Origin of the sequence: Curtobacterium sp. MCBA15_005, from assembly GCF_001864855.1 — a bacterium.
Taxonomy (GTDB): domain Bacteria; phylum Actinomycetota; class Actinomycetes; order Actinomycetales; family Microbacteriaceae; genus Curtobacterium; species Curtobacterium flaccumfaciens.
This window is the reverse complement of sequence record NZ_MJGL01000008.1, coordinates 70,871-86,807: the sequence shown is the minus strand read 5'-3', so window position 1 is coordinate 86,807 and position 15,937 is coordinate 70,871. Positions and strand designations below refer to the sequence as shown.

The 15,937-nt window shown below is 63.5% G+C and carries 9 protein-coding genes and 1 tRNA gene; 4 read left to right on the top strand and 6 right to left on the bottom strand.

The features are described from left to right. Positions 1 to 2: 2 nt before the first annotated feature. Complete coding sequence (gene radA, locus BIU89_RS06350; RefSeq protein ID WP_083404211.1) at positions 3 to 1,364, bottom strand: DNA repair protein RadA; 1,362 nt, start codon at positions 1,362 to 1,364, stop codon at positions 3 to 5. A gap of 10 nt (positions 1,365 to 1,374) precedes the next feature. After that, positions 1,375 to 2,382 carry an SGNH/GDSL hydrolase family protein gene (locus tag BIU89_RS06345; protein WP_071245247.1) on the bottom strand — a complete coding sequence of 336 codons (1,008 nt, stop codon included), beginning with the start codon at positions 2,380 to 2,382 and terminating at the stop codon, positions 1,375 to 1,377. Between the two features lie 143 nt (positions 2,383 to 2,525). On the opposite strand from BIU89_RS06345, the gene BIU89_RS06340 reads away from it, so the two are divergent. Beyond that, positions 2,526 to 2,612, top strand: a tRNA-Ser gene (locus BIU89_RS06340). 741 nt (positions 2,613 to 3,353) lie between these two features. Here the strand turns inward: BIU89_RS06340 and BIU89_RS18440 are convergent. Continuing rightward, positions 3,354 to 4,235 carry a hypothetical protein gene (locus tag BIU89_RS18440; protein WP_175474979.1) on the bottom strand — a complete coding sequence of 294 codons (882 nt, stop codon included), beginning with the start codon at positions 4,233 to 4,235 and terminating at the stop codon, positions 3,354 to 3,356. A 76-nt stretch (positions 4,236 to 4,311) separates the two neighbouring features. Between BIU89_RS18440 and BIU89_RS18435 the strand changes: the two genes are divergently transcribed. Continuing rightward, positions 4,312 to 4,584 (top strand): tyrosine-type recombinase/integrase, encoded by a 273-nt coding sequence (locus tag BIU89_RS18435; RefSeq protein ID WP_071245244.1) that lies wholly within the window; start codon positions 4,312 to 4,314, stop codon positions 4,582 to 4,584. A 46-nt stretch (positions 4,585 to 4,630) separates the two neighbouring features. After that, positions 4,631 to 5,509: a hypothetical protein gene (locus tag BIU89_RS06325; protein WP_071245243.1), complete on the top strand. Its 879-nt coding sequence runs from the start codon at positions 4,631 to 4,633 to the stop codon at positions 5,507 to 5,509. Between the two features lie 534 nt (positions 5,510 to 6,043). Here the strand turns inward: BIU89_RS06325 and BIU89_RS17690 are convergent. Next, positions 6,044 to 7,192 carry an ROK family transcriptional regulator gene (locus tag BIU89_RS17690; protein WP_302847407.1) on the bottom strand — a complete coding sequence of 383 codons (1,149 nt, stop codon included), beginning with the start codon at positions 7,190 to 7,192 and terminating at the stop codon, positions 6,044 to 6,046. A gap of 1,016 nt (positions 7,193 to 8,208) precedes the next feature. Here BIU89_RS17690 and BIU89_RS17685 point away from each other — a divergent pair. After that, the gene (locus BIU89_RS17685; protein WP_139178844.1) at positions 8,209 to 9,753 is read left to right on the top strand and encodes a sigma-70 family RNA polymerase sigma factor; all 1,545 of its coding nucleotides are present in this window, start codon (positions 8,209 to 8,211) and stop codon (positions 9,751 to 9,753) included. Between the two features lie 372 nt (positions 9,754 to 10,125). Here the strand turns inward: BIU89_RS17685 and BIU89_RS17680 are convergent, their stop codons facing one another. Continuing rightward, positions 10,126 to 12,963, bottom strand: a complete 2,838-nt coding sequence (locus BIU89_RS17680; protein WP_083404217.1) for a DUF11 domain-containing protein — start codon at positions 12,961 to 12,963, stop codon at positions 10,126 to 10,128. A 762-nt stretch (positions 12,964 to 13,725) separates the two neighbouring features. Continuing rightward, positions 13,726 to 15,937, bottom strand: a 2,212-nt coding sequence (locus BIU89_RS18430) for a DUF5979 domain-containing protein (protein ID WP_217642818.1), incomplete at its 5' end; no start/stop codon positions are given.

Sequence of the window (15,937 nt, the reverse complement as noted above, 5' to 3'; positions counted from 1 at the left end):
CCTCAGAACGCGCGGTCGAGCTCGCGTTCGCGCGGCGACTGCGTCATCGAGAACGCCACACGCAGGGCCTCGCGCAGGTGCCCGGAGTCCGAGCCGAGCACCGTCGTGAACCCTAGGCGGGTGGCCTCGTTCACGCGCTGCTTCGTGCCCGTGGCCGGACGGATCTCGCCGGCGAGGCTGATCTCGCCGACGGCTGCGAGCGTGTGCGGGTACGGACGGTCACGTGCGGCGCTCGCGAGGGCCAGTGCGATCGCCAGGTCGGCGCCGGGCTCCGTGAGCTTCATGCCGCCCACCGTGGACACGTAGACATCGGCATCGGACAGCTTGAGGCCGGCGCGGCGTTCGAGCACCGCGAGCAGCATCGCCACGCGCGAGGCATCGACACCGTTCACGACCCGGCGTGGCTGCGGCGCCGAGCTCGGGACGATGAGGGCCTGCACCTCGACCGGCAGCGCGCGACGCCCCTCGAGTGCGACGGTGACGCACGTGCCGGACACCGGGGTGGCGTTCTTCGACATGAAGAGGCCGCTCGGGTCGGGGACCTCGTGGATGCCGTCGCCACCCATGTCGAAGCACCCGACCTCGTCGGTGGGGCCGAAGCGGTTCTTGAGCGCCCGGACGAAGCGCAGCGCGGTCTGCCGGTCGCCCTCGAAGTGGCAGACGACGTCGACCAGGTGCTCCAGGAGCCGCGGGCCGGCGATCGTGCCGTCCTTCGTGACGTGCCCGACGATGAGGACGGGCAGGGCGCGGTCCTTCGCGATGCGGATCAGGGTCGAGGCGACCTCGCGCACCTGGGACGTGCCACCCGCGATGCCGTCGATCGAGCTCGACGAGATGGTCTGCACGGAGTCGGCGATCAGCAGGTCGGGCTGGACCTGGTCGATCTGGCCGATGATCACGCCGAGGTCGACCTCGCTCGCCAGGTACAGGTCGTCGTGCATCGCCCCGGTGCGTTCGGCGCGGAGTCGAACCTGGTCGACGGACTCTTCGGCGCTGACGTAGAGGACGCGCTTGCCCGAGGCTGCGGCTCGCGAAGCGACCTCGAGCAGGAGGGTCGACTTGCCGACACCCGGCTCGCCGCTCAGCAGGACCGCGGCACCCGGCACCACGCCGCCGCCGAGGACGCGGTCGAACTCGCCGATGCCGGTCTGCCAGCGCATCACGGAGGTGCCGCGGGCTTCGGTGATCGGTCGCGCGGCGCGGGCGCCGGTGACGGCGACCGCCGACGTGCCCCGGGTGCTCGCCGACGCCGCGGAGCTGTCCTCGACGGTGCCCCAGGTCTGGCACTCACCGCACCGGCCGACCCACTTGATGCTGGTCCAGCCGCACTCGGTGCAACGGTAGAGGGACTGCGGGCGCGCCATGTCGTCGAGGCTAGGCCGTACGGCCGACATCACCGGCGTGGTCGCCCGGCTCGTCTGGTCCGCTTGGTTCGTCCGACTGGTCTCGTTCGTCGGGCACTGCGATCGACCCGGTCATCCGGTGGCGCAGGCGCTCGACCGGCCCCGGACCCTGGCGCGAGGCGTGGTCGAGTGCTTCGGCGCCATCGGTGTCCTGCTCGGCGCGCGCGTTCGCCACCGCCCCGGCTTCGCGACCGAGGTTCTCGGCCTCGCGCGCGGACAGGTAGTGCCGGATCGCCGCCACGGTGTCGACCCGGGCGTCGACCGCAGGTTCGAACGCGCTCGCCCAGATCTCGTAGCCGCGGTCGTTCGGGTGGAACAGGTCGCCGTAGCTGTTGAAGAAGGTCCGACGGAGCCCGACCCGCTTCGTGATGGTGTGCAGCGGGGCCACCGTCAGCCCGAACTCGTCGGCCACCCGGTGCACGATCTCGTTCGCCACCGCCACCTTGCGCTCCCGGTCCGGCACGAACATGCACGGCAGCTCGGCCACCACGGCGTGCGACGGCACCGCGCCGTAGATCGCCCGGATGTTCCGCTCGAACTTGTCCGGATCGAAGTCGGCGATGTCGTTTGCCCCGATCGACACCGTGCAGACGTCGGGCGCGTAGTGCCGGAGCTTCGGCAGCTGATCACGCTTCGCGCCCCACGTGGTCGAGCCGGAGACGCTGAGGTTCACCACGCGCACCGACATGTGGGAACGGTGCCGGATGCGCCGTGCGAGCAGCCCCACGTAGCCGCGTCCGGGTGCGGTCGCACCGACGCCCTGCGCTGCCGAGTCACCGATCGCCACGTAGAGCAGCTGCCCCTCGTGCTGCTGTCGTTCCCGCCACCAGTCGGCGTGGATCGGGAGCATGTCGACGACTCGTTGCGCCGCTGCCCGTTGGCCCTTCACGCCGGCGCGGGCACCGACGGCTGCGGCGCCGACGACGCCGAGGCTGCCGACGACGGAGGTGAGGAGTGCGATGAGCGTGCGGGATCTCATGCCGTGGACGGTACGCCCGCCGGTCTTGCCGGAGACGAGGAGGACCTGTGGGTGTGGGGAGAGCCCTGCAGGGGACCGCCTGTGGAGGGGGAGCCGACCCGGGGTGTCATCACGGGCCGCCCGGATCGTGTAAACTCTTTCCCGGTACCGTGTCCGAGCGGCCGAAGGATCATGTCTCGAAAACATGTGTGGGGGCAACTCCACCGTGGGTTCAAATCCCACCGGTACCGCCCAGGTGAAGAGCCCCGGACTCCCGTTGCGACGGGGATCTGGGGCTCTTCTATTTCGCCTCGCAGGTCGGTCCGGTAACCAGGCGGTAACGGAGCTTCTCGTAGTAGGTGTGAGCAACCGCAACCCCAGGCCGCTCCAGAGCTCTGCTGATCGCGACGATTGACCCGTCCGGTGCCGGCGCAGATGCCGCCGAGCTGTCGGCCGAGGTCGGCACGACGGCCACCGATAGTCCCGATTTCAAGTGCTGGTGCACCTTGTCCCTTCGCCCAGGAGCGCCCACACAAATCTTCCTCTCGGCCGTTGACATCAACCTCGACCTTGGCACCGTCGTGCCCCAGACCTTGGTCACCTACGTGTTGGTTCAGTCGCGCATCGACCGGAAGAAGGCCAGACTGAAGTGATGGGCCCGACTACACGTTCCGACGCCAACGTGCGCTCGCTCGCGACGGTCCACTCCCTGACATTGGGAGCCACTTCGCAAACGTGGCCAGTGCACGTTGTGGACAAAGGTGCGGGTGGGCCTGCTTGGAGCCCTCTGCGACGGGTTTGACCGATTGACTAGGCGTGACGGCTCCATGGGCGGTGGTCTAGTCCAACTAGCTATGTCGGCAACCTCGCGAGTAGTGAGACGAGGGCTCGTTTTCGATCAATTGAGTGGGCTCGCACTCGCTTCCTCAGCGGGCGTTGAAGACCGAGATAAGCGTGATTCCGAGGGGGCGCGTCGGCCGCGACGAATTCGGTCATGGTTGTGCCAACTCGTGAAGGATCTTGGCCCGCCACGCGCTGTCCGTCTGCTCCTCCCACCACCGCTGATCCGCACACCACCATTCCGTGGCCGTAAGCCAGCGATCTACGAACTCGTCTGCGTTCCCAGAAGCGACCTGCTCCGAAATCATCGACTCGTACTGTCCGGCGACGGACGGCGGCGTCACGAACATGCAGTCAAGCGCGCCGGGGCTCGGGATCATCGCCAGCACCACGGGGACACGGTCGATGCCATCCTCCTCTCCCCCGGACACCTGCAGGAACGTCGAGCCGGAGAGTGCGATTCGTCGCGTAGTCGGGATCGTTAGCCTACGAATGGCAGTCGGGTTAGCCGCGACCCCCGACTCTCCCTCAATCCCTCCAAGAGTCCAACACAGTCTCCAGATCGCCGCGAGCTGTTGTGCTTCGACATGCATGCGCGCCATGAGCGACTCGAGCGGCGAGAGCACGTCATCCGCGAGGGTCTCCGGTGTCCCGGGAGCGGCCTTGGCAAAGAAAACCCCCGAGAACTCGCGCTGGAGTGTGTCGAGGTACGCGTACCGCCGGCGCTTGTTCCAGTATTCACGGGACGAGGACCGAAACAGCTGGAGCGCGACGTGTTCGGGCGCGGTGATCCGTTTCGAGCTTTCAAACACCCCGAATCGCTGCTCGTGGGGGTCGCAGAACCCAGGGAAGGTCGTGGCGTTCTTCCAGCCTATCCGCTCCATGCTGCCTAGGCGGTCTCCCAATGACGGCATCAGGACGTGTCCGTCGATCGTGATCGGAGCGAGGGCTAAGCTACGGGCCAGGGTGTGCGAGCGAGTGAGACGTGTGGCGTCGCAACCGGGCCAGGAACAGCGGTCCTCGAAGTCGCGCATGTGCGCCGCGCGTCGCATCGCGTCCCAACTCGACGCGTGCAAGCCCTTGCGGTCGAAGGCGCCGAGCTTCCCAGCGGTGAGCAAGTGGGGCCTCTTCCGCGAAGCCCGGCTCACCCCGACCGCGGTCGGCAAGGTCGTCCAGTCCCGGATCCGGAAGGCCGGCCTCAACGCCGAGGGCTTCAGCGGACACTCGATGCGCGCCGGCTTCATCACCGAGGCACGCAACGCCGGCGCGACCGACGACGAGATCATGAACCAGACCGGCCACAACTCCGCGGCGACGTTGCGCATCTACGACCGCGAATACACGCCGCTGGTGCGCAACGCCTCGACCCGGATCAAGCTGTGACCACGACGCCGCAGCTCGAGCGACGCTGGGCGCGCTTCGAGGCCTGGTGCACGGCGTCGGGGAGGGAGCCCTCCCGGCGACGCCCGAGACAGTCGAGGAGTTCCTCACGCTGTTCCCCGGTTCGAAGACGCAGCAGCGCATCCGACGCCGGGCGATCGTCGTCCAGCACCTCGCCGCGGGGGAGCCGTCCCCAATCATCGTGCCGCCGACGGATCGCGTCTGGAAAGGGGCGGCGTCAGTCGCGGACGTCGAACGGGCGCTGGCGGAAATCCCGAAGTACCGACACCCCGTCGGCCTCCGGGGCCGGCGCGACGCCTTCCTCGTGATCCTCGTCGGCTTCCTGCAGCTGACTCGTCAGGAGGCCCAAAGCGTCACGCCCGGGCTGATCGAGCTCGGCAGCATCGTGAAGATCCACGGCCGCGTCATCCCCAGCAACGACGACCCAGTAACGTGCCTGGCCTGCGCCGTCACACGCTGGCTACGCGTAGTTGGCAACGCTTACGTCGGCCGGCGGGCGGAGATACGGGCGCTCCTGGACCCCACGAAAGCAGACCTCACCGAACACGACTGCGGCAGGCCGATTACCGAACAGTGGCGCCGCGCCACCGAGCTCCTCGTTCCACTGGACACATACGGCTGGGCCCGGACCGGCGTGCCGCTGTCAACGCGGTCAATTACGTCGATCATTCCGGCCAAGCGTCGAGGGACTGGGTTCGTCGAGGACATCCGACCGCACTCCCGGAAGCCGACCCGGTTCGACGACTTGAGCGCGGCCGATGCCTACCGAGCCGCGGGTGCGCTTGAAGCGACGGCTGCAGCAGCACTCGCGCGATCCGCGGAAGTACTCACGGAGGCTCATCGGCTGGGCAGTCTGATCGACGACCTGCTCGCGCCCATGCCGCACGAGAGTGTGGACAGTTGGTGAAGACGCGGGCGGGCGCGCGAGGACAACCTAGCTAGCTAGCTAGCTGATGAGCAGCCTCGCGGACCTCTCGGCTTTGCGCTTCGGGTCTCCGCGCAGTGCTGCGGGGTGTTTCCCGCCCCGCTGCGAGCCCGGCCACGGCGCCGCGCTGGAAGTAGTTCTGCTGCCGCCGCAGTTGTGCAACACTCCGTGTCCGCCTCACGAGTCCGGAACCGTCCTCGCACCCAAGTCGAGGTGGTGGTCCGGCGGCGTCATCCCTAGCGCCGCCGGACCCCCGCGACCGACCCGATCAGCCGCGGTTTGAGGGGCTTCCTCAATGAGTGGACGGCCTCGGCCGGCCGGTATGACGCGAATCGAGGTAGGACTCTGGTTGACGCTCGCATGCTGTCGGTCCGGCGCCGAAGGTAGCGGAGATTCCGTGGGTAATCACGAATTGAGGCTCGTTGGTGATGGCCAGATCGGGGCTCCAATTTCAGCATCGAGCGGATCACGTCACGAGCGCAAAATTGGCATCGATCGAACCAAACGATGTGACAGTCAGTAGTTCAAAGCACTATTCAAGAGCACTTGGGCAGAATTCCGTGCTGCGCCAAGTAGGGCGAGTAGGTCACTCTTCTGCGTGGAAAGAATTGTCAATTCATTCGTCGAACCGGGTAAAGCATCCGTGTAAACACGAGAGCGGATTGCCGCTATCACCTGGTCACCTAAATTGACGACTTCACCGCCGACCAAGACTGTTCGCGGGTTGAACGCGTCAACGAGTGCTGCGGTGAGCATGCCGGCGTCATTGCCTGCGGACCGAAGGGCCGCACTAACCTTGGGAGAGGAGAGAAGCTCCAGATCGCGCAGTCGGTGAATGGCGTCGGACACAGAGTCATTGGCCTCAAATATGCCGGTGGAGCGCAATACATGATTTAGTCCGATTGCGGCGCCGATGCACCCCGAGCGCCCGCATACGCATGCGACAACGCTCGATCCAGCCAGGCGGATGTGGCCAATTTCTCCAGCAGACCCGTCGGCACCACGATAAACCATGCCATCCGAACCGACCAGGCCGGCCCCCACTCCATGCGAAAGGTGTAGATAAAGCAGCGGTAACCCTTCGGTGGAAACGGCAGCGCCTGTGGCTATCAAATTAGCATCATTCTCCAGCACAGACACGGCTTCAAAAAGCTCGGCTAACCGCTCTCGAACGGGCCAGTGCAGCCAAAGGGGCATCATCGCTCGGTGCGAGGGTGCACCTTCCTTCAGGTGGACCGGCGCAGCTATCGATGACACGACCACCCTCACATCCTCGATAGAGAGACCTTGCCGCGTTAGAACAGTTAGCGCTACATCCTTAGCGGCTGTCAACGTCAGTTCTGGTTCAATCCTCGAGTCCAAATCGGCTTCTGCGAAGTCGAGCACTTCACCGTATCCGTCAAGCACCCCAACCAACGTTGTCTTGTCCTGGAAGATGATCCCGATGCCGACCCCAATACGGGTGCCGAGAAAGAGCGCACTACCCGGCCTCCCGGGCTGGACCGACCGGGTCTGACCTTCTGTCAGGAGATCGAGTCTCAGGAGCCGGTCAACGTGAAGCGTCACGGTTGATCGTGCAACCCCCAATTGTCTTGACAAAGCAGCCCGGCTGGGTCCGGCGCCCTGGGCAACTTCCGTCACTATCCGCCGGTCCACGGCATCCATCTCGACCTCACGCCTTGTTACGCCGACCATCGAACTAATATCGCCATCTTGAAAGCTTGCGTCGCCAAGTCTACGCTTTCAGAACCCAAACCAGATGAGCAGGTTGCATCTCTCGAGCACGGCCACGAGGAAAAACCCGATCATAACTCGCTTTTAGGCTCTTTGATGAAATGTGACCCTTGACGCATGCGAACCAGATCCCACCGTCTCGGCTTCACCGTCTCGGCTTCACCGGGGCGGTTAATCGGCTTGCGAAGAGTATGAGCAAGTGTTTCGTTCTCTCACGCAACGCACTCCGTTCTCGATATCGAATACCGATCCGAGCGCGCCGGGCATGACAATGCTGACCCCATGCAAAGCCTCCTATCGGCCTCGCAGCTGGTGCTCTGTGGGTGATTCGGTGGTCCGACGTGGCGTCCCGACTAACCTGCCGGCCGGTAAGCCTATGTCGTTGTATTCGGTTTGCGTTCCGTAGCAAGAAGCGCGGCCCGTTCGATGGTCTTACAGCTCCCGCGAACCAACCGAAAGTTCGCCACAAGAGCAATCGGCTCGAGGTCGTGGCCAGCTACCTCGACACCTGTTTAGGCCAGCTCGAACATCTGGTTTTGCCCATGCGTCCCACAAGCGGGAGAAAGACCAGAACCGCTGACCCACCTGCCTCGGCGCTTCGCGATGTTACTTGCCGAACGGCAAGCGTCCCGCCTTCGCTGACCAGGGGAGTCCAAAGTCGTGCCCGTCAACCGCGTCACTAATCGCCCGCCCACCACTCCTTCAAGCATGACCGAATCTAACACCACCGGATCTCGTCTCCTCCCGACACACGTCGAGGTGTTCGTCAGCAGCAGAACGGGCGAACCCATCGGCGTCTGGTGTGCGTGCGCCATTGGGAAACTGCATACCTATGCCGAATGGCGAGAGCGCTATGAGCATGAGGACCCAAGCAAGAATCACGTTGTGAATCCTACTGTCGGCAAAGAATCGACTTACCGCTAATCTCTATATCTGAAAGATATACAGTGCCAGAATTTGACGAACAAGCCTTAATGGACGAGGTGCGGCGCGGCAATACCGCGGCCTATGCCACTCTCTGGGGGCTGCATGCGCCGGCCGCACGCCGGTTCGCGCGGACACTAACTAAGCGATTCGACGCGGATGATCTCGTCTCAGACGCTTATTTGAAGATCCTTTTGGCGCTGCAGAATGGCAAGGGTCCGTCTGGCCCGTTCCGACCATATCTCTTTGTAACAATCCGAAATACGGCAGTCTCTTGGGCTAAGCGTGATCGTGAGGGGCCGCTCGACGACGCAGAGTCGATCCCGGATCCTCGTGAAACTGATGCTTCCGTCCTGGCGGCGTTGGACAGAAATCTAACCACTCAAGCGTTTCTATCCCTCCCGGATCGGTGGCAGGAAGTTCTTTGGTTGACTGAAGTTGTGGGACTCTCCGCACAAGAAGTCGGAGCGCGGCTAGACATGCCCCCAAATAGCGTCTCTGCGTTGGCGTATCGAGCCCGGGAAGGTCTTCGTCAAGCCTGGATACAGGCCCATATCGACGCGAGCGACACGGGAACTGAGCATCACTGGACGCTAACGCGGGTAGGCAGATGGGCGCGCAACGCTTTGAGTCGGAGAAACGCCGTTCGGTTCGATGAACACATTCAGGCCTGCGACCATTGTGCCGTTATCGCTAACGAGGCTAAGGCTACTAGCGCATTGTTCACCGCGAGCACGCTTCCTGTAGCGGCGGTCCTGTTTCCGGCCGCCGCTATCAAGTGGGCCGTTCCAAGTGATAGCTCATTCACCGCCGTGAGCCCGACATCCGCGCGAAGTTTGCAGAATGAGGCGGCGAGCTCGCGGAGAGCCCGTCACTTCACCACCTTGGCCGTAGGAACTGCTGCAGCGCTGATGACGGTGGGTGTGGCGGCGGGACTGATCAATAATAACGGGTCCACTGAGCCGAACTTGATTGCGGGCCCCTCGGCAAGAACTGACTATCCGACTAGCTCGCGATCTCCGAATCCGACACTGCGCGCCCCCGGTGCGTCGACCGTGCCGGGGCCCGAAGAAGCTGATCACAGTAAGGGAGTCCTGGCCTTCACATCAATCGATACCCATGGTGGGGCCGCTTACCCCGTGGTACGAGGGGTGGCTTCCCCGCATGCTGTCGTGCAACTGAGTAGCCGCAACGGCGTGCTGTCTGCTGTGGAAGCGAACGCGGACGGACGCTGGAAAAGCTTGCCCTTGCAGCGATTTCCGACCGGAAACGCCAAGGTCACTGCTTCGAGCCGCGGCGAATCAATTTCGGCCCCTGTCCCGATCTCAGCTCCGGCTTTTAGTACTTCGTTCAACGGGAGCACGCTCACGGTGAAAATCAGTGGGTTGCCTCACGCGCAGTATCAGGTCGTTTGGGACGACAAATCGGTCTGCTACGTCCGGGCTAACGCAAAGGGGAATGCGTTGTGCAAAGCAGATGTGGCGCCGCAGGGCGCGCATCGCGTCGGCGTGCGTGTATCCGAAACCGGGCGGGCAGGGCCGATGACGTCACTGAAACTACTCCTGTAGCTTTCGTTAAAAATTCCACCATCTTAGCGGAAACCCGTTTCTCATCCCGGTGCGCGTCCTTACTGGTCACCTTTTGTAACATCTTCGCCCGGCCTGGTCATGGGCCATCTGCAATGAACGATCAGGCGGGCGTGTGGATGCCGGGCCCACGGAGTGAGCGCGGCGTTAGCGTAGGACACCGACGCCGCCTGGAATGTTAAGCGGTTCCTAGACACGATCTCTGCAGCAGCGGCAGGTCTATCTTCGAAGACCGCGTCAACGCCTGCCCGGCGAGCCGGTCCTCGGGCATGGCGTTTAGGTTTGAGCTCTCGCGTGAAAAACAGAGTGAGCAAGGGGGCGAGCTGATAAGGCTCGCCCCCTTCGCCGATTCCGTTACAGACTTGCTCTGCCGCGCCGCAGGGCGAGGAGGAGGAGTCCCAGGAATGCCAGAAGTACGGCCAGGCCGACTGGGAAGGCAAGGTCCGCCCCAGTGAATGCAAGCTGCCGGTCCGACGGGCGGCCGTCTGCACCGTTCGAGGACGGAACAGGCTGGGTGAAGCCATCCTGCTGGCCGCTAGTGACCGCGCCCGTAATGCTGATGATGCTTTCGAACGGGGCGCCGTCGTCAATCCGCGACCCGTCGGGAGCGGTGCCAGTAGCCGTTGCCTCGATCGAGAGTGACTTCGCCTCAAGATCTGCCGAGGTCAGCACATAAGAGGCTTCACACACGATCCGCTGCCCGGGCGAAACCGTCGCCGGAACAGCCGGACAAGTAACCGCACCCAGAACGCCACTCCCAGAGAAATCCCCGACGCTAACTCGAACATTGTTGATACTCACATTCCCAGTATTCACAACATGGAACGTCAGATTCAGTCGCTGACCAACTCGGGCGGCTGAGCCTTCGGCAACGATCTTGGAAACGGAAAGAATCGGAGCTGGCGAAATCGGAATCACCACGTTCGACGGTTGAGAGGTGACTTGACGAGCGGCATTCGACGCGGGTGTTGATGCGCGGGCGACGAACTCGGCCGTAATCTCGCCTCTATCAATGTCCGATTGCGTTAGCACATACGTCGCTGTGCAGGCCGCCTTCTCAGAGGGTGCGAGACTCTCGTCAGATGCGGTGAAACAGTTGGTCACAGGTAGCCGACTGGATCGTGCGAAAGCGGTTTCGACCACCAGTGCGCGACTTAGCGTCACGTTTCCCGTGTTCGTCACTACGTAGTTATAAGCGACCTTCGAGCCGACCTTAGCTGCCGTGAGTCGACTTGCATTCGCCACGATTGCCAAAGAAGCAGACTGTTGCGAAGTAATCTCGACAGACGCCGGAGTCGACGTCACCCGCGCACCTCCGGCGGGAGTGCCTGAAGCGACCACAGTGCTAACAATTGAACCCCGATCAATATCGCTTTGAGTCGCGGTATAAGTAGCGGTACAGGACGTCGATTCGCCGACGGCGAGGTTTCTGGCTACGCAGGAGAGTCCCGGTGCAGTCCCAGAGCCGGTGAACGCTCGCTGTACGAAGTCAACATCCCTGATCGGCACGTTGCCCGTGTTTGTCGCGGTAAGAGTGTAGACGATCTGGTCATCCGAACTCGTGACGGACTTGACATCAGTCGTTTGTCGCAGTTCGATTCGCGGTGAAGCTGTGCCTACGGCAGTCGTCGTTGACGACGTCGAAGAGACGACCACGTCGCCGTTAGGGGCTACGCCCGAGGCGGTCGCCTCATGAACAACCTCACCGGCGGTGGCGTCCGAGGTAGTGACGGTATCGACCGAACTGCAGGTGACCGAAGCACCAGGATCCAAAACGGTGACGGGGCAAGCGACTCCCTCGATGCTGGGGTCATCGACCTGGACACTCGTGAGCGTCAGCTGGCCGCTATTGGTCAGCACGTACGAGTACGGGATGCGGTCGCCAACGTCCGTAATGCCGTTGTCATTGACATCGATTGGTGTACCGGCGGTCATCTTCAGAGTGACGCTCGCGGACGCCCCTGTTGTGGAGGACGAGTCGTTCGAGGTCGCCACATCCTGCTCGTTCGCCGTTACAGTCGCGGTGTTAACGACCGCCCTCGCGAGTGAAGATGGCGCTGTGGCAGTGATTGTGAAGGTCGTTGACGACCCTGCCGCGAGAAATCCTCCAATGCACTGAGCATTATTTCCGTCCACCGTGCAACGCGTGTCCGACGACTGTATGTTTTGCAGCTCCTCTGGGACGAGGTCCGCGACAATAAATCCGCTTGAATCACCGGGCCCTTGATTGGTGACGGAAACTGTGTACTTGACGGATTTGTCGGCTATGAGAGTGGCGGGGCCGTCGACTTTCACCGCCAAATCGGTAGGCAATCCGGGTGACGCTGCGCCGTCATTGTCCGAGCTTGCCGGACCTGTACCCATGGTATACGTCTTAAACCGCGGAGCGGTTGACGGGTCGGTTACCTGTACTTGAAACAGTTCCCCGGTGTCATTGTTTACGAATCCGAGATTGCCGTTGCCGTACGTCCAGTTGGCGCCATAGCTTCCGGAGGGAAGGGGAGAGGGGAAACCGTCAATTTGCCCTGTGAGAGGATTCGTGCGATATATGGATCCTCCCTGGACCCCCCAAAAGAAACCGCTTGCCATGGTCCAGTCGCCTGTGGCAGGGACCTGACTCAATACCAGCCTGCGATTTAGCCGGCCGGTGGCCGTATTGATAACGGCAACCCCTGTGTTCCCTGACTGGGCTACATACAAGTAGCCGTCGGGGCCGAATGTGCCGAGCCGTGCGCTGTTTGGGACGATGACAGTCCCAACGCGCTGAGCGGTTCCATCGCTGGCGATGCGAACAAGCGCTCCTCTTGGAATCGCGTCGGTATTCTCCACCTGGATGCCGTACAGGAAATTGTCAGCAGTGTTGTAGGAGATGGCGTTGTAGGTTCCAGTTGCTGCTCCCCCGAGTGGGTTGAAACTGACAGCGCTACCGTTATTGGTGGCCTTGTAGAGTTGGGTCGGCGCACCACTGGAAACGTAGATGCTGGCTTCGCTTGGGTTGAATGCGGTTTCAGCGGCTTGGGCTGAGTCGGTGAAAAAAAGGCTCGTCGCCGCAACGGCAACAGCCAGAGTCGTGGATAGTAGTGTGTTGGTGATTGTCCGTAGACGCGATCGGGTTTGATGGCTCGTTCGAGTACTTCCTGAATATTGGTTGCCTACCGCAGTGGAATCGACCATCGGTCGGATATGTTGCATCAAAGTTTTCCTAACGGATTTTGACGGGGGCTATGCGTGAATGTGGGAGGGGCGCACGCTCGGCTGTGGGTCTGCGAGATCGGCGGTGGTGCCCGACGCGGGCCAGGGGACCCCAGTGACACACCGCCTTGGTTGGTGGACAGCCGGTAGGCGACGTTATGACGGCGTTTTTGTACGACACGCCGGGCGGTCCAGGTCTCGAGGTCGCGGCGGCCAGCGGTGTGTGCGCGAATCCGTCGTCGCCAAGGTGAGCGTTATGGACGGACGGCGAGGACGTCGGTGTCGGTGAGGCGCCTTGAGTGCCGGTGTTGAGATCGTGACGTGGCGTTCGACGTACGCCGGCTCGTCGAACTGTGGGTCGGCGAGCAGTGCCACGCTGGACGCGGTCAGCGAGGGCAGCCGCACGACTGGTGTATCCGAGCGCTGCAGGATCGCGAATCCGACGCCAGCAGAGCTCCGGCGACGCCACGTGTCGTGGAGGGGCTCCTGTTGCTGGTCGCTGACAAGAACGTGGGCGTTCACGGCAGCTTTCGCGGGTGCAGACCCTCTCGAGGCATCACGGACAGGTAGCTGCGGGCGTCGGTATGGGCAGGAGGGCGGACTGGCCCGCGCCCGCCCAATAGCAGCGGGACGGGCTTTCTTGACCCGGAAAGGAAGAGGGCGGTACCGGCCAAGTGTGTGGTCGGTACCGCCCGAGGGAGGTGCGTGGTGCTGGTCAGCTAGCGGGCTGGCCAGCACCACTTCGTGGGCCGGTTGTGCCGTTTAGTTGTTGCGGTGGCGCCGGCGGCTTCCGAGGGCCCCTGCCCCGATACCGAGGCCCAGGAGCAGCACTCCCAGCAGGAGCGGGAGCTTGGGGTTGGAGCCGGTGAAGGCGAGGGAGGTGTTGGCGCCGCTGCCGGTTCCGGAGTGACCCGTGTTGGTTCCCGTACCACCGCTGGTTCCCGTCCCTTTGCCGGGTCCGGTGGCGGTTTTGATCAGCGGGTTGGTGACGGTGACGTCGCTAACGTCGTCGCTAGTGACGTGGACCGTTGCGGCGGACACTACGGCGGTCTTCCAGGTGTATCCGGTGGGTGCTGCGGTCTTGCCAGTTTCCTGGATGGTGCAGTCCGCGCCGTTCGGGATTCCGGTGAGGGTTGCGGTGCCCTTGTCGGCCTTGGTGATGGTGATGCTGGTGCGGTACACGTCGGTCCCGCAGAACACCGCGAAGGTGAACGTCCCAGTGACGCCGGCAGAGGGCCCGCCGGTGATGGTCTTACTGATCCGGATGCTGCCCGGGTCAGCGGTCGGAGTGACCGCAGCGGTGAGGGTGTTGGTGACGGTGACCGCGGCTACCTGCCCGTTGGTCAGGGCCCCGGTGCTGGTCGGGGTGACCCCGACCCCGGTCCAGGTGTATCCGGTGGGCGCGGCCGGCGGGGTGTTCTCCTTGACCGTGCAGTCCGACCCGACAGGTTCCGTGATCGGGTCGCTGTCGGCGGCGATCTGCCCCTTCGGGACCGTCACCGACCAGGTTCCCGTGGTCGCCTCGCCGGTACCGGTGGTGCAGCGAAGGGTGCCGGTGAACGTTTCTGCAGCGGGCAGCCCACCGGGGAGGCCGTCGATCTGCTTGGTGACAACCACCTGGGCTGCGGTGATCGGGTCAGCGATCAGGGTGTTGGTGACGTGCACGGTGATCGGGGTGGACGCGGTCGGGGTGATCGTTCCCGGGTCGATGACCGGGGTCGGGGACCAGGTGTATCCGGTCGGCGCCGTGGTGGGGGTGTCCTCGTTGACGGTGCAGGACTCCCCGTCGTAGAGCTCCACCGGGTTCGAGGACGCCGTGGTAGAGCCCTTCGGGACGGTGATGGACCAGGTGTGTGAAGCCTGCGTGGCGCAGGTGATCGTCCCGGTGAACGTTGCCGCGGCCGGCAGGCCCGCCGCGGTGAGGCCGTCAATGTGCTTGACGATCGTCACAGGGGAGGTGGTGTTGAAGATCTGCAGGTTCACCCGAGAGGAATCCGAGCTTGGATTCGGGTCGTAGTAGGTGCTATCGGCTGTGGTGGAGATCTTCGCGATGTTGGTGAACGTGCCGGCGGCGACACCGGCGATGGCGTGGATAGTGAACGTGAGCGCGTCACCAGGGGAGAGGGCCGGAATGGTGCTCGAGACCGTCTTCGTGATCGGGTCGAATCTGATCGTCCCGCAGGTGGGGGTGCCAGTTGTGGCGGCGCAGTCGGTGGAGACGTAGTTCAGGTTCCCAACCAGCGGGTCACTGAACGCAATGTTGTTCGCCGTGCCGGAACCGGAGTTGGTGACCTTGACCGTGTAGGTGAACGGGTCGCCGGCCCGGATGGAGCTGGGGCTGACGGTGCTGTTCACGGCTACTTCCGCGCAGGTCGCTGGGGTGGTGACCTGGGCGTTGTTGTCGTTCTGGTTCGTGTCGGCGACTCCGTCGGGTGCGGCAATGGAGGCGTAGTTGTTCACCCGCGGGTTCGCGTTCGGGATGCAGGTAGCGGAGCCCGTGGCGAAGGTGTCGGTGTAGGTGATGGTGACGGTGGAGTTCGCGGGGAACGTGGGGATGGTGCTGGTGAACGTGCTGCCGTAGCTGGTGCTGGTGCCGGTGCTGTTGTTGAGGTCCGGGCAGACGGCGCCGCCGGTGGTGGTGCAGGAGAAGTCGGTGGCGTCGTAGGTGGAGAACGCGCTGCCGGTGTTCTGGGTGTAGAGGAAGTCGTTGATCGTCGCACCGTCGGCCGCTTGGGGGCCGTCGTTGGTGTAGGTGACGGTGTACTTCGCTGCACCGCCGGGGGCGATGCTGGTGGCGTCCGTCTTCTTGGTCACGCTGACGCTCGCCTGCGGGCACAGGGGAATGTCCGCTGGGGTGGTGACCTGGGCGTTGTTGTCGTTCTGGTTCGTGTCGGCGACTCCGTCGGGTGCGGCAATGGAGGCGTAGTTGTTCACCCGCGGGTTCGCGTTCGGGATGCAGGTAGCGGAGCCCGTG

Bases quoted from the DNA above. Each gene is read 5' to 3' on its own strand.
- radA (WP_083404211.1), bottom strand. From the start codon at position 1,364: ATGGCGCGCCCGCAGTCCCTCTACCGTTGCACCGAGTGCGGCTGGACC.
- BIU89_RS06345 (WP_071245247.1), bottom strand. From the start codon at position 2,382: ATGAGATCCCGCACGCTCATCGCACTCCTCACCTCCGTCGTCGGCAGC.
- BIU89_RS18440 (WP_175474979.1), bottom strand. From the start codon at position 4,235: ATGCGCGACTTCGAGGACCGCTGTTCCTGGCCCGGTTGCGACGCCACA.
- BIU89_RS17690 (WP_302847407.1), bottom strand. From the start codon at position 7,192: ATGGATGCCGTGGACCGGCGGATAGTGACGGAAGTTGCCCAGGGCGCC.
- BIU89_RS17680 (WP_083404217.1), bottom strand. From the start codon at position 12,963: ATGCAACATATCCGACCGATGGTCGATTCCACTGCGGTAGGCAACCAA.